We start from the raw sequence: 21,747 nt of genomic DNA, 5'->3' as shown, positions 1-21,747 counted from the left end.
CGCCTAAGCCGCGCGGCTAGGGACTTAGGATCATGGGGGGGGTTGGGGTGATCGATCAGGGGCTGAACTGGGTTAGCGCACATGTCGACTACCTTTGGGTCGCGGCGGGGCTGACCTTCCTGTTTATCGGTGGTGAAGGCCTGGTGCGCGGGGCCACCGCTTTGGCGCGTAAGCTTAAGCTGTCCAATCTGATTATCGGCCTCACGGTAGTGGGCTTTGGTACTTCCATGCCGGAACTGATGGTCAGCTTACAGGCGGCGCTAAAAGATACGCCTGATATCGTCGTCGGCAATGTCGTCGGCTCCAACATCGCCAATATTTTGCTCATCATGGGCATGGGCGCGCTGATCTATCCGATGGACAGCAAAAGTGCCGGTATTCAACGCGATGTGGCGGTGATGATTGTCGCCACCATTGGCCTTTTGGTGCTGGCCTATCGCGGCGGGATCGACCGGCTGGATGCCCAGATCATGCTGGGCTGCCTTATCGCCTATCTGGTGTCGGTTTATGTGCTGGAGCGCCGCAATCCTGAGCCGGAACATGCCGTTCATTCCAGCGTGACTGAGATGGGCATATTCATGGCCATGGCCTGGGTATCGCTGGGGCTTTTGGCGCTGGTGGTCGGGGCCGACAGCCTAGTCAAAGGGGCCACCAATATCGCCCGCGACTTTGGCATCAGCGAAGCGGTGATTGGGCTGACCCTCGTGGCAGTCGGCACCTCCCTGCCCGAACTGGCCGTGACCCTAATTGCGGCCCTCAAGCGCCAGAGCGACATCGCGCTTGGCAATCTGATCGGCTCCAACATCTTCAATATATTGGGCATTTTAGGGATAACCGGCTTGATTGCGCCCATCGCCATAGATGCACGGTTTACGCAGGTTGATATCCCGATTGCGCTGGGCGTGGCGGTAACCGCCGGTCTTTGTGTCTATATCTTTGGCAAGATAGGCCGCCTGATCGCGCTGGGCTTTTTGGCGGCCTATGCCGGTTATATGGCGTTTTTGCTTATGATCTGACTACTTCTTTTCGGTCAGAATATCGTCGAGATAGGCCGGTTTGCCCGCAATGCGCTCAAGGCGCGGATAACGCAGGCCGCCCTTATAGTCGATCGTCACGGTACGGTAGTTTTTGCCCTTTTTGATCAGCAGTTCGATCGGCTTGGCGTCGGGCTTGGCCGCCTCCGTGACCGCCGCCTTGATGCCATCGGCCTCATAGGCGACGCCGTTCACCGCCACCACCGACATGCCCTGCCCCAGACCGGCCTTGAACGCGGGACCGTCCCACAGGGTCGCGGTAATATCGCCCGTCGCATTGAGGGTAAGCCCTAACGAATAGCTCAGGTCGGTGTTTTTCTGCACCTTTTCACGCGACTTGATCCAGTCGGTCGGCGTCGCACTGTAGACCAGTTTGTAACCACCGCGCTCAAGGCCATCCAATGGCGCGCCGGTCATCGGCTTATAGAGCCGGTCCTTCAGGAAGGTGTCCCAGTCATAGGCATAGACGCTGTTAAGGGTCGCCACCACGTCCTTAAACTCATAGGTCTCCGGCACCCATGAGCCGTCCTTGACGCCAAAAAATGCCCCCGCAAAATCATCGAGCGACTTCTTATTGCCGGTCTTTTCGCGGATCAGGGTATCGGCATCCAGCCAGATCAGCAGGCCAACATTGTAGTAATCCTCAGAGCGCTGCATCGACAGCCAGTTCTTCGGCGCACGGCTGGAAATCACCGGATCATTGGTGGTGTCGACCGTCGGGCGCCATTCCGTGCCTTTGAAATTGTCATAGATGGCGGCAATCAAGGCGATGGCCTCGCGCGTTTGCTCCTTAGTGAACATGCCTGACCGCGCCGTCAGCATATAGCCCCAGTACTGGGTTTGGCCTTCGTAGACCCACAACAGGCTGCCGCGCATCGGCGCCTGAAAATCGGGGGTATAGAGATCGGCCCCGCGCCGGAACTTGCCATCCCAGGAATGGGTGAACTCATGGGCCAGCAGGTCACGGCCAATATAGCTATTGGTCCAGTCGGTGAAATACTTGATATCATGGCCGTTTTCGGATGAGCGATGATGCTCCAGGCCGATATCCCCCAACTCTTCCGACAAATGCACCAAAAAGTCATAGTGGTCATAATGTTCAGATTTGAACAGCTTAACCGACTGGGCCACCATCTTACGGTGCAGGTCGATGACTTCGGGCTTGGCCTCCATATATTCGGGCTTATCGGCAAAGACGTTGAGGCGGACCGGCTTTTTACCCGCCGGCGTCAGATCCCACTGCTTATAATATTTGCCCGCAAACATCGGCGAGTCGATGAAGTTGTCGTAGGAAATCGGCTTAAAGGTAACGGTATTATCTGCGGCCGTGGACTCGACCTCCAAAGCGCTGGCGTGCGACCAGCCTTGCGGCAGTTTCAGGGTCAATTGGATGGGGATACGGCTGGTGAAATAGCCAGCCGGATACATGGAGGCCAGTTCCCACTGAAAATTCGCCATCAGGTCGGTCTGCACCACCCGTCCCGCGGTTGAGGTCATCGGCGCCAGATATTCAAACTCAGCGACCACTTCGGTCACCCCATCCGGCACCGTAAAGCGAAACGCATTGACCGCCACCGGATCACGCAGCCAGGTCAAGGTTTGCCCGCCCGCGCTAAAGCGGACATTGGCGATTTTATCGGAAAACTTTTGTGCCGAATGTTTGCCCGGCAGCCACAGCGGCGTCATCAGCACCATCTCACCGGCCTTGTCGACCGGCACCACCTGACGCACCACCCAGCGGCGATGATCCAGATCGGTGGCGTCGACAAAGACCTTAAGTGTGCCGGGATAGGCAATATCGCGCGCGGCGGGAATGGCAGGGGTTGGCGGGGCTTGATACGGCGGAGGTGGCACGGGTTGCGCCAACGCGGTCTGGGCCATTAAGGCGGCCACAACCAAACTCACTGACGCGCTGAAGCTCGCCACCGACACCCGTTTTTTCATTGAAACGCCCCTGCTTAACCAACGCAAAGACGACACTATTGAAAAGCGGTTCGGGTTTGTAAAGCCCTAAAAATTACAGATGAAACGGCTTAACCCGCCGATGGTACGGCGCGCAGACGCGTGTCGCGCGTGATCATGTCGCTGCGAACCTGCTGATGACTAAGGTTCACGCTGGCATCGGCCATGGACGCATTGAAGGCGCCATCAAACGGCAAGTCAAACTTGGTGACCTGAAACAAAAGCAGACCCCAGACCACGAGGCTAAATGCAAAGGCGCAAGCATAGCCGCCAACTACATAACCATTCAGGACTTTTTTCTCATACATGGGTTTAACTCTTATACTTGTTACCGGTCTCGGCACCTACCGAGGGAGGAATCCGGCGCATTTTTCGCCTGTGAGGCAATAAAGCGCATATTAACCCTAATGAAAAGCAAAAAATAAACATAGCGGTCAAAATTTTTACTTAAGCCCACCCCCAAAAGGTAAATTAATGATTAATTTTGATAATTTTACATTTAATTTCAATGGTTTAATTTTTTGACGAATCCGTTAAAAACGTGAAATAAAATCAGTTAAAATTTGTAAATTTTTAGTAAAAATGCGCATTTGAAGTCTAAACGCGTCTCTTATGGCATAGAGATGGCCACCCACCTCTATGCTTACGGATATACTTGAACTGGGGATTTTGGCCCGCTATCAGGCCCGATTTTGCGCCGGTACATCGATATCGGGCACCGTCTCAATCGCCGTATCCGACGCCAGCAAGGTGCGTTGAACCGGGCATTTGGACGCAACCTCGATCAGCTTTACGCGCTGATCATCACTCAGCAGGTCGCCCGTTATGTGAACGGATTTGGTGAATACATCCTGCCTTCCGCGCTTTTCGTGGGTGACACGTACCTCAATCTGATCGACCGGCCAGCCCTGACTGCGGGCATACCAACGCACGGTCATGGCCGTACATTCGCCTAAAGCAGAGGTCAAAAGATCATAGGGCGACGGCCCCAGATCCAGTCCGCCCTTATCGGCCGGTTCATCACCGATCAGGCTATGGGCACCGACCTCAATCGCGACACTGTAGGTACTGGCGTGGGTCTCATTTATGCGAACTTTGGTCATAAGGTTTTCTATTCTGGCAAAGGAATGAATTCGATGTCGTCGCCGGGCACCTTGGGGAACCGGCCCGCTTTCCAGTCGGCCTTGGCCTGCTCGATCCGTTCCGGCCGTGAGGAGATAAAGTTCCAGTAGATATGGCGCTCAGTCATGCCCTCACCGCCAATAATGGCGATACGGGCATCCACCGTCGCGGTCAGGGTCGCCGTCGTTCCGCGCTTAAGGATTGCCATGTGGAACTCATCGACCGGAACGCCGTCAACTGACACTGCTCCTGCCGCGACATAAACCGCCATCTCGTCCACCCCTTCCGGCAGTTCAAGGGTTTGTCCGGCGGTAAGCGCCGCCTCGGCATAGAGGGTCGGGGAATAGGTCTTAACGGGCGAAGTCACCCCGAACGCCTGCCCCATCATGACCCGTACCGGTACGCTGGCAATCTCGGTTTTTGGCAGTTCAGCCCCATCATAATGAAAAAAGACCGGATCAATTTCCTCATCGGCTTCGGGTAAGGCCAGCCACAGTTGCAGGCCGTGCATACGGCGCGGTTGATCCAGGGTTTCGGGCACTTCGCGTTCCGAATGGACGATCCCGCGCCCCGCCACCATCAGGTTAATATCCCCCGGCACTATGGTCGCGACCGACCCCACCGAATCGCGGTGCAGGATCGCGCCTTCAAACAGATAGGTCACGGTCGCCAGATTGATATGCGGATGCGGGCGGACATTCGATCCGGCGCCCGGCGCAAAATCGACCGGCCCCATGTGATCAAAAAATATCCACGGCCCGACCATGCGCCGTTTGGCAAACGGCAGCAGCCGGCGCACCTGAAACCCGCCTAAATCCTTGGCGCGCGGCGGCACGATCATATCAATAACGCTGTCGGTCACACCTGAATCTTCGGCAGACATGATTACCTCCTAAATGCTGGGGCTATTACGGACGGAACCTATGATTTTTCAGGAATAACGTCACCTCAAATATGGAGGAGTTCTCATAATTTCACCTTCGCTCGAAATATTTTTTTCAGCGTCACGTCAAAAAGCGCACGCGTTAATCTCGCATTAATCAAAAACAACTATCTATGGTTGCATGAGACGTACCGTAGATGACATCTCAGAAGTGAAAAGCGCGTCCGGGCCCCGCCGCAGACCAAAGCCTTGGACGCGCTTTTTTCGAACCTCAATTTTCCGCCATTTTGCCCGCAACACACACGCCGCCACCGCGGTTGAGTTCGCCCTGATTAGTCCGATCCTTATCCTTATGTTAGCAGGGATTGTCGACTACGGCGGCTATTTCTGGACCTCCCACGCCGTCCAGCAGATGGCCAATGATTCCGCCCGTGCCGCTATTGGCGGAACCACAGCGCCAGAGAGGCTGGCACTGGCTCAGTCGATGTTTGATGTCCAAAAATCCGAATACGACTTCATGACACCCGGCGACCTATCAATCAACCTGAACGAGCAAACCGATACCTATCAGGTCACCATTACCTTTACGCCCGATGACGGCAGCTTTGACCTGATCGGCGCCCTGCCCGGTATGCCCACGACCATTACCCGTACCGCCGCCGTCGCTCGCGGCGGCTATTAAAGGCATTTCCCATGTTCCGCCGCTTCTTTAACGACGAACGCGGCGCCTCAGCCATCATCATGGCATTGTCGATGAGCATGGTGATCTGCCTGGCCGCTCTGGCCGTCGATATTGGCTCAATATTTCTCCATACCCGTAAGCTTCAAGGCGCGGCCGATCTGGCCGCCATGACCGCCGCCGCCGACCTCAGCCGTGCCGATGCCGCCGCATCCGCCACCGTCGCCGCCAATCTTACCGGCACCACGACGGTCACCGAGATCGGCCAGTATGATCAAAGCCTCAGCCACGACAACCGCTTTAAGACCACGGCCCTGACCTCAGCCAATGCCGCCCGCGTCACCCTGACCGCGCAGGCCCCGCTCTATTTTGGGCAGGTGCTGTTGGATAAACCCTCCATCACCATCAGCCGCACGGCTACGGCCAGCCAGACGCAACTGGCCGCCTTTAGCATTGGCTCACGGCTGGCGTCCCTCAACGGTGGCCTGCTCAACAGTCTGCTGAGCGGCCTGACCGGCTCCAGCGTCAGCCTGACCGTGATGGATTATAATCATCTGGTCAGCGCGCGCGTGGATCTTTTGAGCTATGTCAGTGCCCTGCATGAAACCGTTGCGCTGGATGCCGCCAGTTTCGATGACACCCTGAACGCTGAGGTGAAACTCGGCGATGCGCTCAATCTGCTGGCCGAAGAGGTCGATCTCAATGCCCGCGGCCCGCTTAAGGTTCTGGCGGCCACCAATATCAAGGACACCAAAATCAAACTGAACGATCTGATCGATCTGGGGGTTTACGGCAATCAGGACTACATCAAAGGGGCTTCGGACTCAGCCGTATCGGTCGATTCCCTGGCGCTGGTGAACGCCATGCTGACCACCGCCAATAAGAACCGGCAAGTCGAACTGAACCTGTCTTCGCAGGTGCCAAGTTTAAGTGCGCTCAAGGTCTGGCTGGCCATAGGGGAGCGGCCCAATTCATCGCCGTGGATCACCGTCACGCGCTCCGGTGAGCCCATCATTCGCACGGCCCAGACGCGACTTTATGTCGAAGCCTCCATCGGTGGCGTCGGTTCGGTGTTGAGCGCGCTCGGTGTCAAGGCGTTGAAACTGCCGGTGTTTATCGAACTGGCATCGGGTGAAGCGAAACTGGCCAGTATCACCTGCACAGGCTCAAAAAGCGTGACCCTAAGCGTTCGTCCCAGCATCGGACAGGTCAATATCGGCGAAATCAATGTGGCCGATCTCAATAATTTCAAGAAAACCCTGACGGTCAATGACGCCACCTTGGTCAATATCAGCGCCCTGGGGATTCCTGTCATCAGCGCCACCGCCAAGGCCCAGATCAAACTGGGCGGCGAGACCTGGAAATCGCAAGCGTTCACCGCCGACGACATCAAAAACCACACCATCAAGACGGTAAAAACCGATGATGCTGTCCAAAGTCTGACCCAATCTCTGGTCGATAAGGTTGATCTAACGGTCGTCTTAGCGGGCATTAAGATCAAGGTGGGCCCCGCAGTATCCGCGATAGGATCGCTGCTGAGTTTTGCCGCCCCCCTGGTGGATGGGGTGCTTAATACCCTGCTGGGGACGCTCGGTATTGGTCTGGGTGAAGCCGACGTTCAGGTCCACGGTCTGCGCTGTTCGGGCGCTGCCTTAGTGAGCTGATGTGGCGTCACCATCCTTCATGTAGACAGCCCGTTCGGCGCAGAATAAACAGAGGTCATGACCGACCTTCTCCCCCCGACTGAATCGACCAATGCCGCCCCCTATTCGGTATCCGAACTGGCGGGGGCGCTGAAACGCACCTTAGAGACCACTTACGACCATGTGCGGGTACGGGCTGAGATTTCCAAGGTCACGCGCCATTCGTCCGGTCACGTCTATCTGACGCTCAAGGACGACCGTGCTGCCATTGACGGCGTGATCTGGAAAGGCAATGTCAGCCGCCTGAAAGCCCAGCCGGAAATGGGGCTTGAGGTCATTGTGACGGGCAAGATCACGACCTTTCCGGCCTCATCCAAGTACCAGATCGTCATCGAGTCGCTTGAGGCCGCCGGCATGGGCGCGTTGCTGGCCCAGCTTGAGCGGCTCAAGGGGAAGCTTAATGCCGAGGGCCTGTTCGATCCGGCCCGTAAAAAGCCGTTGCCGTTCGCGCCCAAAACCATCGGCGTCATCACCTCGCCCACCGGGGCGGTGATCCGCGACATCCTGCACCGCATCCGTGACCGCTGGCCGTGCCGGGTCATTGTCTGGCCGGTGGTGGTGCAAGGCGATGCCGCACCGGGTCAGGTGATCCGCGCGATCAAAGGGTTTGAGGCTGGCGAAGCTCCCAAACCGGATGTGCTGATCATCGCCCGCGGCGGCGGGTCGGTCGAGGATCTGTGGCCGTTCAACGATGAGGCATTAGCGCGCGCCGTCGCCGCCTGCCCCATCCCGATCATTTCCGCCGTCGGTCACGAAACCGACACCACCCTGATCGATTTTGTATCTGACCGGCGCGCCCCCACCCCCACGGGGGCTGCGGAAATGGCTACACCGGTGTTGAGCGAACTCAAAGGCTTTGTGCTCGATCTGGAGCGCCGCCGCGTCGGCACTTTTGGCCGCTCTATGGAATCCCGTCGCGAACGGGTGGCGCTGTTGAGCCGCGCCCTGCCCAAGCCGCAGGACCTGATCAACTCCGCCCAGCAGAGGCTCGATTATATCGCCCATCGTCTGGATGGGGGCCTCTTGAAAAATCTCAACCTGCATGAAACCGGTTTTGTGCGGGTGGCGGGACGGTTCAATCCGGCCTTGCTGGCCCGTCCGCAGGCGCTTAAAGCCGATCAGGTGTCGCAACTATCAACCCGTGCCCTGGCCGCCTTGACCCGCCGCGTGGCGCTTGCTGAGTCACATGCGCGTCTGCCCGCATGGGCGCAGCGGATGGATGACGCCATGCAACGCCAGTTGAAACAACGCCGCGAGCGGTTGTCGTCCCTTGAGCAACTACGCCAGAGCCTGAACCCCGACCGTCCGCTTAATCTCGGTTTTGCCCGCGTGCACCGTAAGGACGGGGCGCTGGTCGCGTCTGCGGCAGCCATCATCACCAACGATGCGCTGGAACTGCATTTCAAGGACGGCATCGTCGATGTGGTCGCCACCACCGAGGCACCACCTCAATCTTCACAACCCAAGCCCGCGCCCAAAAAAGTCACACCGCCCCCGTCTTCCGATCAGGGGAGCTTGTTTTAGGCCGCCATCTGCCCCTATATTGCGATAATGAATATGCACACCCCTTCCCCCCTGCCCGATCAGGCCGTTCTGCACTATGGCGACGGCGAATATGTCGTCATGAAGCCCGGTAAGTTCGTCATCTGCGCCGTATCGGGCAAGCACATCCCGCTGGAGGCCCTGCGCTACTGGAACCCCACCGCTCAGGAAGCCTATGCCGGCCCTGAAGAAGCCACGGCCCGATGGAAAGCCCAGAACCAGCGCTGAACCGCAGACACTTACTGACAGCCGCAGGCCTGATGGGCCTTGCGGCCATGCCCGCCTATGCGGTGCCCCTGATCCCGCGCACGTTGAATCTTCGTGGCCGTTTTAAGCAGGGCGGCTATGCCATAGGCCAGGCCGATCCCCATACCGATGTCTGGGTTGACGGCGAATGGCGCACGAAAGCCTCTGATATCGGCAGCTTTTTCGTAGGCTTTGATCGCGACAGCCCGCCCCAGTGCCTGATTGAATTGAAAGGCCCGGTCTCAGGCCAGTACCAAAAGACGATCTGCGAAATCTACCCCACCAGCTATGACGTGCAGCGCATTGATGGCCTGCCGCAAAATACCGTCACCCCCAGCGATCCCGCCTTGCTGGAGCGTATCGCCGCCGAGGTCGCACTCAAGAACGAAGCCTTTGCCCACCGCGAAGACGCTGACTGGTTCCGGGACGGGTTTTCATGGCCGCTTGATATCTACCGCGTGTCGGGCACCTTCGGTAATCAGCGCATCTTAAACGGCGTGCCGTCGCGGCCGCACTATGGCTATGACATGGCCGCCCCCGTCGGCACACCGGTACATGCGCCTCAGACCGGGCGGGTGGTGCTGGCCGAACCCGACCTGCACTTTGAAGGCGGGCTGATCCTGATCGATCACGGTCAGGGGGTGATTTCCATGTACCTGCACCTGTCGCAACTGTTTGTCACCAAAGGCCAGTTGATCCCAAAGGGCCAGTTGATCGGTTATGTCGGCGCCAAAGGCCGCGCCACCGGCCCTCATCTGTGCTGGCGACTCAAGTGGCGTGACCGGGCGCTGGACCCCAGCCTGATGGCCAGCGCCTGAGACCAATTGGCGTCAAATTCGCCATCAAGAGTGCATACTATTGCAAAATGCGTCACATTTTATGGAAATATTGTGTCCACCATGCTCAATCAGCGACAATATGTGTGCGCCGCACTTGATCTTTAGGACGGGTTTGCTTAACCGCTGGCACGGATCGCCCCTTCAGTTTCTAAAACGAACGGTGCCGATCCCATCAGTACCGCGTACCTCCTTTTTAGATTTTAAGTTAAATCATCTGCCGTGTTGAGGCAGAACGGACTTATGTGTCATGACTGATTATAGTGCCCTTAAAATTCTGCTGGTCGAAGACAATCAGCACATGCGCTCAATCGTCATGGCTATCCTCAAAGGCACGGGTCTGCGTAACATTCGCGAAGCGCGCGACGGCGCTGAGGCCCTGGAGATGCTGCGGCAATACGAAGCCGACATTGCCATTGTCGATTTCAACATGCAGCCCATCGACGGGGTTGAATTTACCCGCATGCTGCGTAATTCCAGCGACAGCCCCAACCCTTACCTGCCGGTCGTAATGATCACCGGCCATTCCGAGAAAACCCGCGTGATGGAAGCCCGCGACGCCGGGGTCAATGAGTTTGTGGTCAAGCCATTGACGGCGCGCGCGCTTTTGGGCCGTATCGACACCATCATCATGCGCCCGCGTCCGTTTATCCGCTGCTCCAGCTATTTCGGGCCGGATCGCAGGCGAAAGACCGATGAAGGCTACAAAGGCCCTTACCGGCGCAATACCGACGGCATGTTTTAGGTCGCACCCTCAAAAGTTAACGCCGCGCTTTGCGTCAGAGGAAAATCACCCCATAGTACGCTCTACGCGTATTAGTGATTCTTCAGGACCACGCATTCATGGCCAGAGCCACCCCTGCCCTGTTGATGGGCACCTACATCTTTCTGTCGCTGACGGTGGCCGCCCTGTTGTGGCGCGGCGGCTCAGACGGCGGTGCGTGCGTAGCGGCGTTTCTGGGCACCATGGGCCTGTGTACCGGGTTCCATGTGTTTGTCGGCCAAAAGCTGATGGCCGCCCGCATCGATAAGGATCTCGACCGGGTGCGCGAAGCCCACCGCCTGATGGTCGAAGCCATTGACGCCACCCAAAAAGACATGCTCGATCTGGCCGACAGCGTGCAGCATCAACGCACCACCCGCACCGAAGAATTGACATCTGAGGTTAAGATGCTGGAAGGGCTGGTGCTTAAGCTCGGCGAAAGCATCGAAGATCGCCTCAACCAATGGCAAAACCGTGCGCCAGCCCCCACCCAGCCAAGCTATGCGCGCGGCCCCAATGCTGCCGAGGCTGTACGCCAGATGTCGCGTCAGGAACAACAGGCCATAGCCCTGATTGAGACCGTGCGTGAGGCCCTAATTGAGAATCGCGTCGATCTCTATCTGCAACCCGTCGTGTCCCTGCCACAGCGTAAGACGGTGTTTTACGAAAGCTTTTCGCGTCTGCGCGATGAGACCGGCCGCGTGATGATGCCCGCAGAATATCTGACCGTGGCCGAACCCGAAGGTTTGCTGCCGTCGATTGACAATCTGCTGCTGTTTCGTTGTGTGCAGATTGTGCGCAAACTGGCCAAGAACGATCGTCGCATTGGTATTTTCTGCAATATCTCGCTCTCGACCCTGCGTGACGACAGCTTTTTCCCGCAGTTTTTGGAGTTCCTTAAGGAAAACCGCGACCTGTCCGGCGCGCTGATTTTTGAACTGGGTCAGGACGCCTTTATCGCCCGCGGGTCGGCCGAAGCCCGCAATATGGCCAAACTGGCCGATCTCGGCTTCCGCTTCTCGATCGATAAGGTCACGACGATTGATTTCGACGTTCATGACCTGCAACGCTCGGACGTACGCTTCGTCAAAATTTCGGCCAAGCTTTTGATGGAGCAATTGCTCGACATCGACGGTCGCCCGGCCATGAAGTTCCTAAAAGATATTCACGCCGGTGATTACGCCTCACTGCTGGCGCGTTACGGCATCGAAGTCATTGCCGAAAAGATCGAGTCTGAGCGTCAGGTCGTTGACGTGCTCGAAGCCGATATCGGCTATGGTCAGGGCCATCTGTTCGGTGAACCGCGCGCCATCAAGGAGCAAGTGCTGCTGGAAACCGCCCCACCCGCTGGCTTTGCCCGCTCAACCCTGCCGCCCCTGCGTCGCCGGGCTTAGCAAGGGGGCAAGCCCCTTTGACCCGTTAGTTGGAGTCGGCGGAATATTCAGCTCCTCACATTACAAATTGCGAATTGCCCATGCCCTCCCCTGAATTGATTACGTCCCTCGCCTCGATCTCCGGTCGTTATGACGCTGTGTTTTGCGATATATGGGGGGTGATCCATAACGGCAAATGGCATTTTCCAGCCGCCTATGCGGCGCTGAAAACCTTTAAGGCCACGGTCGGGCCGGTAGTGCTGATTTCCAACTCGCCGCGCCCCAATGACGGGCTGGCCGCGCAATTGGCCGAACTCGGCATTTTTGAGGATGCCTACAGCGCCATTGTCTCTTCCGGTGACGCTACCCGCGCATTTTTAAGCCAATACGCCCCGCTCGGTTCCGCCTGGATCGTAGGGCCTGAGCGCGATGATCACCTCTATACTGGCCTTGAGCTTGACCGCACCGGCACGCCAGAGACGGCGGCTTTCATTTCATGCACCGGCTTGTTCAACGACGAGAGCGACACGATTGAGCAATATCGCGACACGTTCGCCGTCGCCGCCAAACGCGGCATTCCGCTGATTTGCGCCAATCCCGATCGCATCGTTCAGCGCGGTGATCAGATCATCCTGTGCGCCGGATCGTTGGCCGATCTTTATACGGCGCTCGGCGGTGAGGTCATCATGGCCGGTAAGCCTTACCCGCCGATTTATGACCTGTGTTATGCCGCGCTCGAAAACCTGACCGGCAAAGCCATTGATAAATCACGGGTTCTGGCGATTGGTGATGGCCTGCCGACCGATGTACTGGGGGCCAATGCCCAAGGGCTTGATCTGCTGTTTATCGCCGCCGGTATTCACGCCGTTGAGGCCACCGGCGCTGACGGTAAGCTTGATCCGCATCTTCTGACCGCCGTGCTGCAATCGCAGAACGCCCAAGCCAAATATGTGGCGGCTGAACTGGCTTAAATCACAAAAAACCGGCCGCGAGGGGATTTCGCGGCCGGTTTTTCACCATCACCAGATCTTCGTCTGATTATTCTGCTTATTTTCTACGCGCATCTGAGTCCAAAAACCGCGTTACACTTTTTGGAAACGAAGTTTGGCGAAGCCAATGCGCTTGTCTTTAGTCAAACAGGGCGTCGATATCGTCCTGTGAGTTTGTCTTGTTCAGGTCTTCGGGGCTCATGTCGAACAATGAGTCGATATCGTCCTGAGAATTACTTTCTGCGGCGGCCACGGGGGCTGGAGCGGGCGCAGGTTTGGGTGCCGGAGCCGGTTGAGGCGCAGGCTTAGGCTCTGGCGCTTTGGCCACAGGTGCCGGTTGGGGGGCCGGTGCTGGCTTTGGAGCCACCTGCGCAGGCGCTACGGGCGCCGGAGCAGGTGCCACCTTAATTTCGGGTTTTGGTTCGGGTTTAGGCGCGGGCTCTGGTTCCGGCGCCTTGGCTACCGGTTCAGGAGGGGCTACCGGTGCTGGCGCCTCGACCACAGGTGCAGGGGCCGCTTCAATCGCATCAAAGCTGTCGAAACCACCGGCAAACAGAGCATCAATCGAATCCTGTCCGGTTTCAGGCCCACCGATGGCCGGACCGTTCAGCAGCAGGTCACGGTCGCGCTTTTCACGGTCGGTAAGTTCAACACTCTTGTCCTCTATGCCCAGCTTATCGGCCAGGCGCGTGACGCGGTCTTCGATCTGCTTTAAGACATTGACGACCTTGGAGACGCGCTGTCCCGTGATGTCCTGAAAGCTGCACGCCTCAAAAATCATCATGACCTGATCATCGACCGCTGCCTTATAGGCTTTGGGGTCGTCACCAAAATCCTTAACCGAAAAGCCCATCATGGCTTCGGCGCAGTTCATGATCGTGTGGGTGGCGTTTTCAGTATCGCGGGTGATGGCCTCAAGCTCGGCCCCGGCGGTCGGAATACGGTCGTTCGACAGATCATGCGGGCGCAGTTCGCGGATCTCTTCCTTGGCCTTAGCGATATAGCCCGCGATGATTCTGAACTCATCGGAGCGACGCTTATCAAGCTGCTGGAAAAAGCCACGCATCAAAGCGACCAGCGCTTCGGATTGCTGCATCAGATTGATAAGCTTAGGCTCAAGTTCCTGAACCAGAGCGGGGTCGAACCCGTCCATGTCAGTCTCTGCCTTATGTGATGCCTGGGCCATTGATGAACCTGTTATTATGTTAGTTTAAGGCTACTGTTAGTCAGTTTAAAGCTTAGAAATCACCAAGAACGGCGGTGATTTTTTGCTTCAAAGTCGCGGCGTTGAACGGTTTCACGATATAGTTGTTCACACCGGCTTTTTTGGCCGCAATCACGTTTTCCGTCTTGGACTCAGCCGTAACCATGATGAAAGGCGTGCGCTTAAGAGAATCGTCCGCGCGGACCTTCAACAGCAGTTCGTAGCCTGTCATGGGTTCCATGTTCCAGTCAGAAATGACCAGGCCATAGGCGCCTTTTTTCATCTTATCGAGTGCTTCGGTGCCGTCCGAAGCTTCTTCGACATTTTCAAAGCCCAATTGCTTGAGCAGATTGGAAATGATCCGAAGCATGGTTTTGTAGTCATCTACGACCAGCACCGGCATGGACATATCGATGGCCATGTAAAGCCCCACCTATTTTTTTGGACCCGCAACACGCGACGCCCTTCATTTGAAGACAGGGCCATCATGACAAAGACAGACAAAAATTCGGTTAAGAGCCGATTTTATATTTATCGTTTAAATTCAATGATATACCTTAAATTAACCACGATTATGGTGAAATTTTGGGACAGGTGCAAAACTTTTTTGTCAGTTTGGGACATAATTTCACGGATGAAACTGCAAAAAGATTTGGCAATTGGCATCGTCACATAATAACGGTGACGCTTAATTTTTTTAAGCGACTTAAAGCCAACATGTCCGATTCCGCCCCCACTGTGTACCTCGAAGACCTGATGATCGATCAGGAGATCACCCGCACCTTTCAGGTGACGGACGCAGCTATCTCCGCCTTTGCCGAAGTCTCAGGCGATCATAACCCAATCCATGTCGATGAAGCCTATGCGGCCGCGTCACCGTTTAAAGGCAAGGTTGCCCACGGTATGCTGGCCGGCGCCTATATTTCGGCAACCGTTGCCGGCGGCCTGCCCGGCTGGGGCACTATATATGTCGGGCAAACTTTGAGCTTTAAGCGCGCCATCCGTCCGGGTGATGAGGCCACCGTCCATATTCGCGTCAAGGACATCAACCTGAAAACCGCCCACGTCCAGCTTCAGACCACGGTCAGGGTGCGGGGTAAGGTCTTTGTCGACGGCGTGGCCGAAGTTCTCGCGCCGAAAAAGCCGGTCACAGCATAGTCGTGTCCCCGTTCACCGCCCATCATATCAAAGCCTTTCATCTGCGCCTGACCGCCGAGGGTAAGCTTGAGGCCTATGCCATCAATGAACCGGCGCATGGTGAGGGCATCCCGCCCAACCTGTGCGTGGCGATCGGCAGCTTTGACGGCGTCCACGAAGGCCACCACAGTGTGATTGCCGCGGCGACCGAGACCGCCCACGTGCGCGGCCACAAAAGTGCGGTCATCAGCTTCGATCCGCACCCGCAGCAGTATTTTCAAAACCTCAGAGGCATTGACGCCGAGCCATTCCGCCTGATGCACGTCCCGCAGCAGTTGCGCTCCTATGAGGCCCTGGGCGCGGATTATGCGCTGATCTGCGATTTCGATGCGAACCTGTCGGCCTTAAGCGCTGAGGATTTCGGGCGCATCATCCTGAGCGAGCAGTTACGGGCCTCCCACGTCAGTGCCGGGTTTGATTTCAGCTTCGGCAAGCGCGGCCCGAACCAACCGGCGGGTCAGGCCGCCGATCTGGTGGCGTTTGGGACGCAGTTCGGTTTCACGACCACTATTCTGGATCGTCAGGACGATGCCGACGGCAATAAGCTGTCGTCGTCCGCCGTCCGGGAAGCTTTGCACGTCGGAGATTTTGAACGCGCCACGGCGATACTCGGCCACCCGCAGGCCTATATGGGCACGGTCATCAAGGGCGATCAGATCGGCCGTACGCTCGGTTTTCCGACCCTGAATGTTGATTTAGGCGACTATGTCCGGCCAAAATACGGCGTCTATGCCACCCGCACCCGCTTTGAGGATGGACAGGTTTTGGGCTCGGTCACCAATCTGGGCCGTCGCCCGACGATTGCTGAGGGTTTGAGCGAACGGTTTGAGACCTATGTGTTTGATCTGCAATATGAGGTTTACGGCCAGACGATCGAGGTCGAGCTGCTGCATTATCTGCGTCCCGACATGAAGTTCTCATCATTAGATGAGCTTAAGGCGCAAATCGCGACCGACACAGATCAGGCAAAATCCTGGCTGAACATGCACCCGTCTAAGTAGTTGATGCCGCAACTGCGAACACAGCCTGAGCAGACTCAGCTTGAGTTTGAGCTGTCGTTACAGACTACACAACCTAATAACATAGCGGTGATCAGTTATCACTTTCGTTATAGATAACGGGTTTCGCCCTTTTTTATCCACACCCTAATGCCTAACTATATACCTCAAATGGGGCGAATATGCCGATACCCGATAGACGGTATAATCGCCTCATGAGAGAGTAGGTTCATAAAGTACAGGGTTCGGAACATATAAAGGCAAAAGCCATGTCGATCAGAGGCTATGGGTTTTTGAGCATCATCGCGTTTTGTGCCGCTATGTGGTGGCTTGTGATCAGTGCGATTTTTGCACCGCGACAAGACTGCGCCTCATTTGGCGCGCCATCTCAGCCCGGCTATCAGTGCGAATACCAAGGCGGTCAATAGGCTTAAGATTGGTAAGATGAGTATGTCAGGCACGACTATGCCCAATATTTGGAAGTCAGGCATACTAGGGCCTTTACTCGCCGGATTAAGCATTATCGGAATTGAGAGCCCTATCGAGACCCACATAAGAACTGTTGCCGACATTTTTTGCTTACGCGCCAGACTAATGGCTTTGGTCAAAAGCAACACGACAATCAGCCATATAATTCCGGCAATGTAAAATAGGAGTTGCCCGCCAGCCAAAAGCTCGTCGTGCGGAACCACATAGAACTCAATCACCCACAAAAGCGGTGATAAAAAAAGCCCCACGACAAATCTTGGCCAAGATAGTGCTTTCTTGTCTGGCATCCCCGCCCCTTTCAGCATGTCCCAAAAGTCGAATGACACGCCCGAAAGCGCTAGGCAATCAAAGTTCGCTCTGATAAACGCTGAGGCCATGTTTTTTGCCGGTGCGATGCCCTGTGTGCCCGCGTAACCCGGCCTGATGAGATTACCCCAATGGCTTCTGATACCGACACCACAACTGAACAGACCGCACGCGATTATCGCGAAACGGTGTTCCTGCCCGAAACCGACTTTCCGATGCGCGGCGGCCTGCCCAAGGCCGAGCCGGAGATGCTCAAAAAATGGGCTGAGGCCGACCTCTATAACGAAGTGCGCAAGGCCCGTCAGGGTAAGGGCGCGCCTTTGTTTGTCATGCACGACGGCCCGCCCTATGCCAATGGCAATATTCATATCGGTCACGCGCTCAATAAGCTGCTGAAGGATTTCGTGGTCCGCTCAAAGTTCCTGATGGGCTATGATGTCGATTACGTTCCCGGCTGGGACTGTCATGGTCTGCCGATCGAGTGGAAGATCGAAGAGGAATTCCGCGCCAAGGGCCGCAAAAAAGGCGATGTCCCCGCCGCTGAGTTCCGTAAGGCCTGCCGCGAATACGCCGCCAAATGGATCGACATTCAGCGCGATGAGTTCAAGCGTCTGGGCGGCCTGGGCGACTGGGATAACCGTTACGCGACCATGGATTTCGACACCGAAGCCAAGGTGACCGAAGAATTCCACAAATTTATGATGTCGGGCCAGCTTTATCGCGGCTCAAAGCCGGTGATGTGGTCGCCGGTTGAGCGCACGGCGCTAGCCGATGCCGAGGTCGAATATGCCGACCATGTCAGCCCGACGGTGTGGGTGAAATTTCCGGTGAGCGACCCTTCTGTAGGTGAAACCGTCGACGGGCATACCATCACTTCATCACCCTTTGACAACGCTTCAATTGTTATCTGGACAACCACGCCTTGGACAATTCCGGCTAACAGGGCTATTTCATACGGGCCAGATATCAATTACGCTCTGTATGAAATTACCGCGGTGAAGTCTGTCGAAGAGCTTGGGTTTGAACCTTGGGCTAAAATTGGCGAACGACTAATTGTTGCAGAAGCCTTGGCGGAATCTGTATTTAAAGCAGCAAATGCTGAATACAGATTGGTACAAAAAATTGATGACGGTAAGGAAACCAAGGAGCCTTACAATCGTAATACTCAGTTGAGCCGATTAGTTTGTGAGCATCCGCTCAGAGCACTTGCGCCAGATCCAGATGATAAAAAAGGTTATGGTTTTCCTGTTCCACTGATCGCAGGGGGCCACGTTACCGCAGACGCAGGTACAGGCTTTGTGCATACCGCACCAGGGCACGGCGTCGAAGATTACATGGTCTGGATTGGCCGTTATTCTATTGCATCCATCCCCGACACGGTTGATCCCGACGGCGCCTACTATTCCCATGTCCCGCTGTTTGCAGGTCTGAAAGTTCTGGAAACCGAAGGCAAGAAGGCCGGTAAGTTCGGCGACGCCAATAAGATCGTCATGGAAAAGCTGATCGAAGCCGGTAACCTGCTGGCGCGCGGACGGGTCGAACACTCCTACCCGCACTCATGGCGCTCGAAGGCCCCGGTCATCTTCCGCAATACGCCGCAGTGGTTTATCCGCATGGATGGCGGGTTACGAGATACCGCGCTCACCGCCATCGACCAAACCGCCTTCTACCCCGCACAAGGCAAGAACCGTATCCGCTCGATGGTCGAAACCCGCCCCGACTGGCTGATCAGCCGCCAGCGCAACTGGGGCACGCCGCTGGCCATGTACGTCAGTAAATCGACGGGTGAGCCGCTGCGCGACGAAGCGGTCAATAAGCGCATCATCGACCGTATCCGCGACGGCGGGGCCGATGCCTGGTTTACCCTGCCCGACGCCGAGTTTCTGGGCAACGGCTATAACCCGGACGATTATGAAAAGATCACCGACATTCTCGATGTCTGGTTTGATTCCGGCTCAACCCACGCCTTTACGCTGGAGGGCCGCGAAAACACGCGTAGCCCTGCTGACCTCTATCTCGAAGGCTCGGATCAGCATCGCGGCTGGTTCCAGTCATCGCTGCTGGAATCCTGCGGCACGCGCGGCCATGCCCCGTTCAAAGGGGTTCTGACCCACGGTTTCGTCCTGGATGAACAGGGCGAAAAAATGTCGAAATCCAAGGGCAATGTCGTCAGCCCCCAGGACGTGGCCAAGGAATCGGGTGTTGAAATCCTGCGTCTGTGGGTAGCCCTCAGCGACTATTCCGAAGACCTGCGCATCGGTAAGCAGATCCTGCAAACCACCGTCGATGCCTATCGCAAGCTGCGTAACTCAATCCGCTATCTGCTGGGTGCGCTCAACGGCTACACCGAGGCCGAGCAGGTCGCCTATAAGGACATGCCGTCATTGGAACGCTATATCCTGCACCGCGTTCATGCGCTGGATGCGCAAGTGCGCGATGCTTACGGCGTCTATGATTTCGCCGGCGTCATCCGCCCGGTCGCGGATTTCGCCTCACAAACCCTGTCGGCGCTCTATTTCGATATCCGCAAAGATTGCCTCTATTGCGACCGCCCCGACAGCGTGAAACGCCGCGCCACCCGCACCGTGCTCAATATCCTGTTTGAGCGCCTGACCGCGTGGCTGGGGCCGATCATGAGCTTCACCACCGAAGAAGCGTGGTCGTACCGCTACCCCGACGCCTCCGAAAACGTCTTCCGCACGCTCAATCCCGTCCCGGCCGAATGGCACAATGAAGCCGAGGCCGCGCGCTGGGAAAAGATCGAGCATGTGCTGGATGTCGTCACCGGCGCGTTAGAGGAAAAACGCCGTGAAAAGGTCATCGGGGCCGCGTTAGAAGCCGCGCCACATGTCTATATAGATAACGACGTGCTGATGGCGGCTTTTGACGGCATTGATGCCGCCGAAGTGTTCCGCACCTCTCAGGCGGTTTTGTCCAACTCAATGGGGCCGGAACACGCCTTCCGCCTTGAGGACGTGAAAGACGTCAGCGTGGTTGTGCTGCTGGCCCACGGTCAGAAGTGTCAGCGCTCATGGCGCATCCTGCCCGAAGTGGGCACTGATCCGCGCTACCCCGACCTGTCGCACCGTGATGCCGATGCGGTCGCCTATTGGGACAAATTACATGGCTGATATATTGACGGGGATTGAAACCCGTTTGAAGGGCCGTGTGAGCCGTTACGGTGCGCTGGGTCTGATTGTGGCCATCGTCGCCCTAATTCTTGATCAGATCTCAAAGCACTGGATTCTGTTCGGCATTAACCTGCCGGTCCAGCAGCAGATTGAGGTTTTGCCGTTTTTTCACCTCAGCATGGTGTGGAATGATGGCGTAAGCTTTGGCCTTCTGGGCGCGGACGGTCTGGGCCGGTGGTTGCTGGTGCTGTTCTCAATCGTGGTCTCGATCTTTCTGATCAACTGGGTGCGTAAGGCTGAGCGGCCGTGGCTGGCGTGGTCACTGGGTCTCGTCATCGGCGGCGCGATCGGTAATGCCATTGACCGCATAAGGTTCGGGGCCGTGGTCGATTTTCTGGACTTTTCCGGGCTTTATTTCCCGTGGGTGTTCAATATTGCTGACGCCTGCATTTCGGTTGGTGTGGTCATGCTGATCTGGGAAGTGTTCACCACCAAGGAAAGTGACGCGAAAGCTTAGTTACGGGCGAAAAAAAGGCTTAATTGCCGGTTAGGTTTCGTCATCTTTGGGGGCTTGGCACAGCCGCTTAAACACAGTAACGGTTAGTTTGTTAATTTTGGTGCCTCGCCATTACAGGCAGGTCTGGAGCGAAATATGAAGTCGGTTAAGGTCGTTTTGGGTTTAACGGTGCTGGCGGGTCTGGCCCTATCGGGTTGCGAATCCACCAAGTCCGCGCTGGGCCTCAACAAGGTTACCCCCGATGAATTCCGCGTGGTCACCAAGGCTCCGCTGATCGTACCGCCCGATTACGCCCTGCGCCCGCCCGCGCCCGGTGAGCCCCGTCCGCAGGAGCTTCAGCCCGAAAGTGCGGCCCGCGAAGCTTTGCTGGGTCAGCGTCAGGGCTTTACCCGCTCTGAGGGTGAAAAGATTTTTGCCTCAAAAACCGGAGCCGACCGCGCCGATCCTCTGGCCCGCTATGTGGTTGATGATGAATTTGGCGACCTGACCTATAAGGAAAAGTCGTTTTCCGATTCGGTCATGTTCTGGAAAAAGCCGGAAACAAATGTGGTCGCTGGCTCTAACGCCGCTCTCGGTGCCGAAGTCGCCCCGCTGGATGCCGCCGCTGAAAAGGAACGCCTGACCAAGCTGGTCGGTGAACAGCCGATCATCATCGAGCAGAAAAAAGACGCTAAGTTCAAGCTTCCGGGTCTTTAGGCCAAGGATTTTAAGATTTAAAAAGGCGGCTCTTAACGGGCCGCCTTTTTTGTTAACGCGGATGTAACTTGCATCCC

Annotated in this window: 21 protein-coding genes; 14 read left to right on the top strand and 7 right to left on the bottom strand. The window is 56.5% G+C overall.

Going from position 1 to position 21,747, the window contains the following annotated elements; all coding sequences use genetic code 11:
* Window positions 1–32: 32 nt before the first annotated feature.
* Entirely contained in the window at window positions 33–1,016 is a 984-nt protein-coding gene (locus IE102_RS15430; RefSeq protein ID WP_189488322.1) for a calcium/sodium antiporter, read from the top strand.
* Here IE102_RS15430 and IE102_RS15425 read toward each other — a convergent pair whose 3' ends face one another.
* The 4 genes from IE102_RS15425 to IE102_RS15410 form a co-directional block, all read right to left on the bottom strand.
* The gene (locus IE102_RS15425) at window positions 1,017–2,978 is read right to left on the bottom strand and encodes a M61 family metallopeptidase (RefSeq protein WP_189488315.1); all 1,962 of its coding nucleotides are present in this window, start codon (window positions 2,976–2,978) and stop codon (window positions 1,017–1,019) included.
* Window positions 2,979–3,067: 89 nt separating this feature from the next.
* Window positions 3,068–3,304, bottom strand: a complete 237-nt coding sequence (locus IE102_RS15420; RefSeq protein ID WP_189488313.1) for a hypothetical protein — start codon at window positions 3,302–3,304, stop codon at window positions 3,068–3,070.
* Window positions 3,305–3,676: 372 nt separating this feature from the next.
* On the bottom strand, window positions 3,677–4,099 hold the full coding sequence (locus IE102_RS15415) for an OsmC family protein (protein ID WP_189488311.1): 423 nt from the start codon (window positions 4,097–4,099) through the stop codon (window positions 3,677–3,679).
* Window positions 4,100–4,107: 8 nt separating this feature from the next.
* Window positions 4,108–5,001 (bottom strand): pirin family protein, encoded by an 894-nt coding sequence (locus IE102_RS15410; protein WP_189488309.1) that lies wholly within the window; start codon window positions 4,999–5,001, stop codon window positions 4,108–4,110.
* 181 nt (window positions 5,002–5,182) lie between these two features.
* Here IE102_RS15410 and IE102_RS15405 point away from each other — a divergent pair, with 181 nt between their 5' ends.
* The 8 genes from IE102_RS15405 (at window position 5,183) to IE102_RS15370 (ending at window position 13,114) form a co-directional block, all read left to right on the top strand.
* Complete coding sequence (locus tag IE102_RS15405) at window positions 5,183–5,683, top strand: TadE/TadG family type IV pilus assembly protein (RefSeq protein WP_189488307.1); 501 nt, start codon at window positions 5,183–5,185, stop codon at window positions 5,681–5,683.
* Window positions 5,684–5,694: 11 nt separating this feature from the next.
* Window positions 5,695–7,344, top strand: coding sequence for a pilus assembly protein TadG-related protein (locus IE102_RS15400; protein WP_189488305.1), 1,650 nt, complete (start codon window positions 5,695–5,697; stop codon window positions 7,342–7,344).
* Between the two features lie 57 nt (window positions 7,345–7,401).
* Window positions 7,402–8,907: an exodeoxyribonuclease VII large subunit gene (gene xseA / locus IE102_RS15395; protein ID WP_189488303.1), complete on the top strand. Its 1,506-nt coding sequence runs from the start codon at window positions 7,402–7,404 to the stop codon at window positions 8,905–8,907.
* A gap of 27 nt (window positions 8,908–8,934) precedes the next feature.
* Complete coding sequence (locus IE102_RS15390) at window positions 8,935–9,153, top strand: DUF2093 domain-containing protein (protein ID WP_189488301.1); 219 nt, start codon at window positions 8,935–8,937, stop codon at window positions 9,151–9,153.
* Window positions 9,129–9,989 carry a M23 family metallopeptidase gene (locus IE102_RS15385; protein WP_189488299.1) on the top strand — a complete coding sequence of 287 codons (861 nt, stop codon included), beginning with the start codon at window positions 9,129–9,131 and terminating at the stop codon, window positions 9,987–9,989. Before IE102_RS15390 ends, IE102_RS15385 begins: the two co-directional genes overlap by 25 nt.
* A 268-nt stretch (window positions 9,990–10,257) precedes the next feature.
* On the top strand, window positions 10,258–10,752 hold the full coding sequence (locus tag IE102_RS15380) for a response regulator (protein WP_189488297.1): 495 nt from the start codon (window positions 10,258–10,260) through the stop codon (window positions 10,750–10,752).
* Between the two features lie 98 nt (window positions 10,753–10,850).
* Window positions 10,851–12,164, top strand: a complete 1,314-nt coding sequence (tipF, locus tag IE102_RS15375) for a flagella assembly cyclic-di-GMP phosphodiesterase TipF (protein WP_189488295.1) — start codon at window positions 10,851–10,853, stop codon at window positions 12,162–12,164.
* A gap of 80 nt (window positions 12,165–12,244) precedes the next feature.
* A complete protein-coding gene (locus tag IE102_RS15370) occupies window positions 12,245–13,114 on the top strand; it encodes a TIGR01459 family HAD-type hydrolase (protein WP_189488293.1) in 870 nt (289 codons plus the stop codon).
* Between the two features lie 157 nt (window positions 13,115–13,271).
* Here the strand turns inward: IE102_RS15370 and IE102_RS15365 are convergent, their stop codons facing one another.
* Window positions 13,272–14,285, bottom strand: a complete 1,014-nt coding sequence (locus IE102_RS15365; RefSeq protein ID WP_229807800.1) for a protein phosphatase CheZ — start codon at window positions 14,283–14,285, stop codon at window positions 13,272–13,274.
* Between the two features lie 85 nt (window positions 14,286–14,370).
* Window positions 14,371–14,757, bottom strand: a complete 387-nt coding sequence (locus IE102_RS15360) for a response regulator (RefSeq protein ID WP_189488290.1) — start codon at window positions 14,755–14,757, stop codon at window positions 14,371–14,373.
* Window positions 14,758–15,053: 296 nt separating this feature from the next.
* Between IE102_RS15360 and IE102_RS15355 the strand changes: the two genes are divergently transcribed.
* Both IE102_RS15355 and ribF read left to right on the top strand, forming a co-directional pair.
* A complete protein-coding gene (locus tag IE102_RS15355) occupies window positions 15,054–15,494 on the top strand; it encodes a MaoC family dehydratase (RefSeq protein WP_189488289.1) in 441 nt (146 codons plus the stop codon).
* 2 nt (window positions 15,495–15,496) lie between these two features.
* The gene (gene ribF / locus IE102_RS15350; RefSeq protein ID WP_229807799.1) at window positions 15,497–16,534 is read left to right on the top strand and encodes a riboflavin biosynthesis protein RibF; all 1,038 of its coding nucleotides are present in this window, start codon (window positions 15,497–15,499) and stop codon (window positions 16,532–16,534) included.
* 368 nt (window positions 16,535–16,902) lie between these two features.
* Here the strand turns inward: ribF and IE102_RS15345 are convergent, their stop codons facing one another.
* Window positions 16,903–17,307 carry a hypothetical protein gene (locus IE102_RS15345; protein ID WP_189488288.1) on the bottom strand — a complete coding sequence of 135 codons (405 nt, stop codon included), beginning with the start codon at window positions 17,305–17,307 and terminating at the stop codon, window positions 16,903–16,905.
* Between the two features lie 150 nt (window positions 17,308–17,457).
* Here IE102_RS15345 and ileS point away from each other — a divergent pair, with 150 nt between their 5' ends.
* From ileS to IE102_RS15330, 3 genes are all read left to right on the top strand, one after another.
* Window positions 17,458–20,457, top strand: coding sequence for an isoleucine--tRNA ligase (ileS, locus tag IE102_RS15340; RefSeq protein WP_189488287.1), 3,000 nt, complete (start codon window positions 17,458–17,460; stop codon window positions 20,455–20,457).
* Window positions 20,450–20,974 carry a signal peptidase II gene (lspA, locus tag IE102_RS15335; protein ID WP_189488286.1) on the top strand — a complete coding sequence of 175 codons (525 nt, stop codon included), beginning with the start codon at window positions 20,450–20,452 and terminating at the stop codon, window positions 20,972–20,974. The genes ileS and lspA overlap by 8 nt, the downstream gene beginning before the upstream one ends.
* Window positions 20,975–21,109: 135 nt before the next feature.
* Window positions 21,110–21,670, top strand: coding sequence for a DUF3035 domain-containing protein (locus tag IE102_RS15330; protein WP_189488285.1), 561 nt, complete (start codon window positions 21,110–21,112; stop codon window positions 21,668–21,670).
* Window positions 21,671–21,747 lie beyond the last annotated feature (77 nt).

Source organism: Asticcacaulis endophyticus (assembly GCF_014652575.1).
GTDB lineage: Bacteria > Pseudomonadota > Alphaproteobacteria > Caulobacterales > Caulobacteraceae > Asticcacaulis > Asticcacaulis endophyticus.
The sequence above is the reverse complement of the archived record's forward strand: the minus strand, read 5'-3'. Positions and strand labels throughout refer to the sequence as shown.

Excerpts from the sequence above, each read along its gene's own strand:
- IE102_RS15430 (WP_189488322.1), top strand. The coding sequence starts at position 33 with ATGGGGGGGGTTGGGGTGATCGATCAGGGGCTGAACTGGGTTAGCGCA.
- IE102_RS15425 (WP_189488315.1), bottom strand. The coding sequence starts at position 2,978 with ATGAAAAAACGGGTGTCGGTGGCGAGCTTCAGCGCGTCAGTGAGTTTG.
- IE102_RS15420 (WP_189488313.1), bottom strand. The coding sequence starts at position 3,304 with ATGTATGAGAAAAAAGTCCTGAATGGTTATGTAGTTGGCGGCTATGCT.
- IE102_RS15415 (WP_189488311.1), bottom strand. The coding sequence starts at position 4,099 with ATGACCAAAGTTCGCATAAATGAGACCCACGCCAGTACCTACAGTGTC.
- IE102_RS15410 (WP_189488309.1), bottom strand. The coding sequence starts at position 5,001 with ATGTCTGCCGAAGATTCAGGTGTGACCGACAGCGTTATTGATATGATC.
- IE102_RS15405 (WP_189488307.1), top strand. The coding sequence starts at position 5,183 with ATGAGACGTACCGTAGATGACATCTCAGAAGTGAAAAGCGCGTCCGGG.
- IE102_RS15400 (WP_189488305.1), top strand. The coding sequence starts at position 5,695 with ATGTTCCGCCGCTTCTTTAACGACGAACGCGGCGCCTCAGCCATCATC.
- xseA (WP_189488303.1), top strand. The coding sequence starts at position 7,402 with ATGACCGACCTTCTCCCCCCGACTGAATCGACCAATGCCGCCCCCTAT.
- IE102_RS15390 (WP_189488301.1), top strand. The coding sequence starts at position 8,935 with ATGAATATGCACACCCCTTCCCCCCTGCCCGATCAGGCCGTTCTGCAC.
- IE102_RS15385 (WP_189488299.1), top strand. The coding sequence starts at position 9,129 with ATGGAAAGCCCAGAACCAGCGCTGAACCGCAGACACTTACTGACAGCC.
- IE102_RS15380 (WP_189488297.1), top strand. The coding sequence starts at position 10,258 with ATGACTGATTATAGTGCCCTTAAAATTCTGCTGGTCGAAGACAATCAG.
- tipF (WP_189488295.1), top strand. The coding sequence starts at position 10,851 with ATGGCCAGAGCCACCCCTGCCCTGTTGATGGGCACCTACATCTTTCTG.
- IE102_RS15370 (WP_189488293.1), top strand. The coding sequence starts at position 12,245 with ATGCCCTCCCCTGAATTGATTACGTCCCTCGCCTCGATCTCCGGTCGT.
- IE102_RS15365 (WP_229807800.1), bottom strand. The coding sequence starts at position 14,285 with ATGGACGGGTTCGACCCCGCTCTGGTTCAGGAACTTGAGCCTAAGCTT.
- IE102_RS15360 (WP_189488290.1), bottom strand. The coding sequence starts at position 14,757 with ATGGCCATCGATATGTCCATGCCGGTGCTGGTCGTAGATGACTACAAA.
- IE102_RS15355 (WP_189488289.1), top strand. The coding sequence starts at position 15,054 with ATGTCCGATTCCGCCCCCACTGTGTACCTCGAAGACCTGATGATCGAT.
- IE102_RS15345 (WP_189488288.1), bottom strand. The coding sequence starts at position 17,307 with ATGCCAGACAAGAAAGCACTATCTTGGCCAAGATTTGTCGTGGGGCTT.
- ileS (WP_189488287.1), top strand. The coding sequence starts at position 17,458 with ATGGCTTCTGATACCGACACCACAACTGAACAGACCGCACGCGATTAT.
- lspA (WP_189488286.1), top strand. The coding sequence starts at position 20,450 with ATGGCTGATATATTGACGGGGATTGAAACCCGTTTGAAGGGCCGTGTG.
- IE102_RS15330 (WP_189488285.1), top strand. The coding sequence starts at position 21,110 with ATGAAGTCGGTTAAGGTCGTTTTGGGTTTAACGGTGCTGGCGGGTCTG.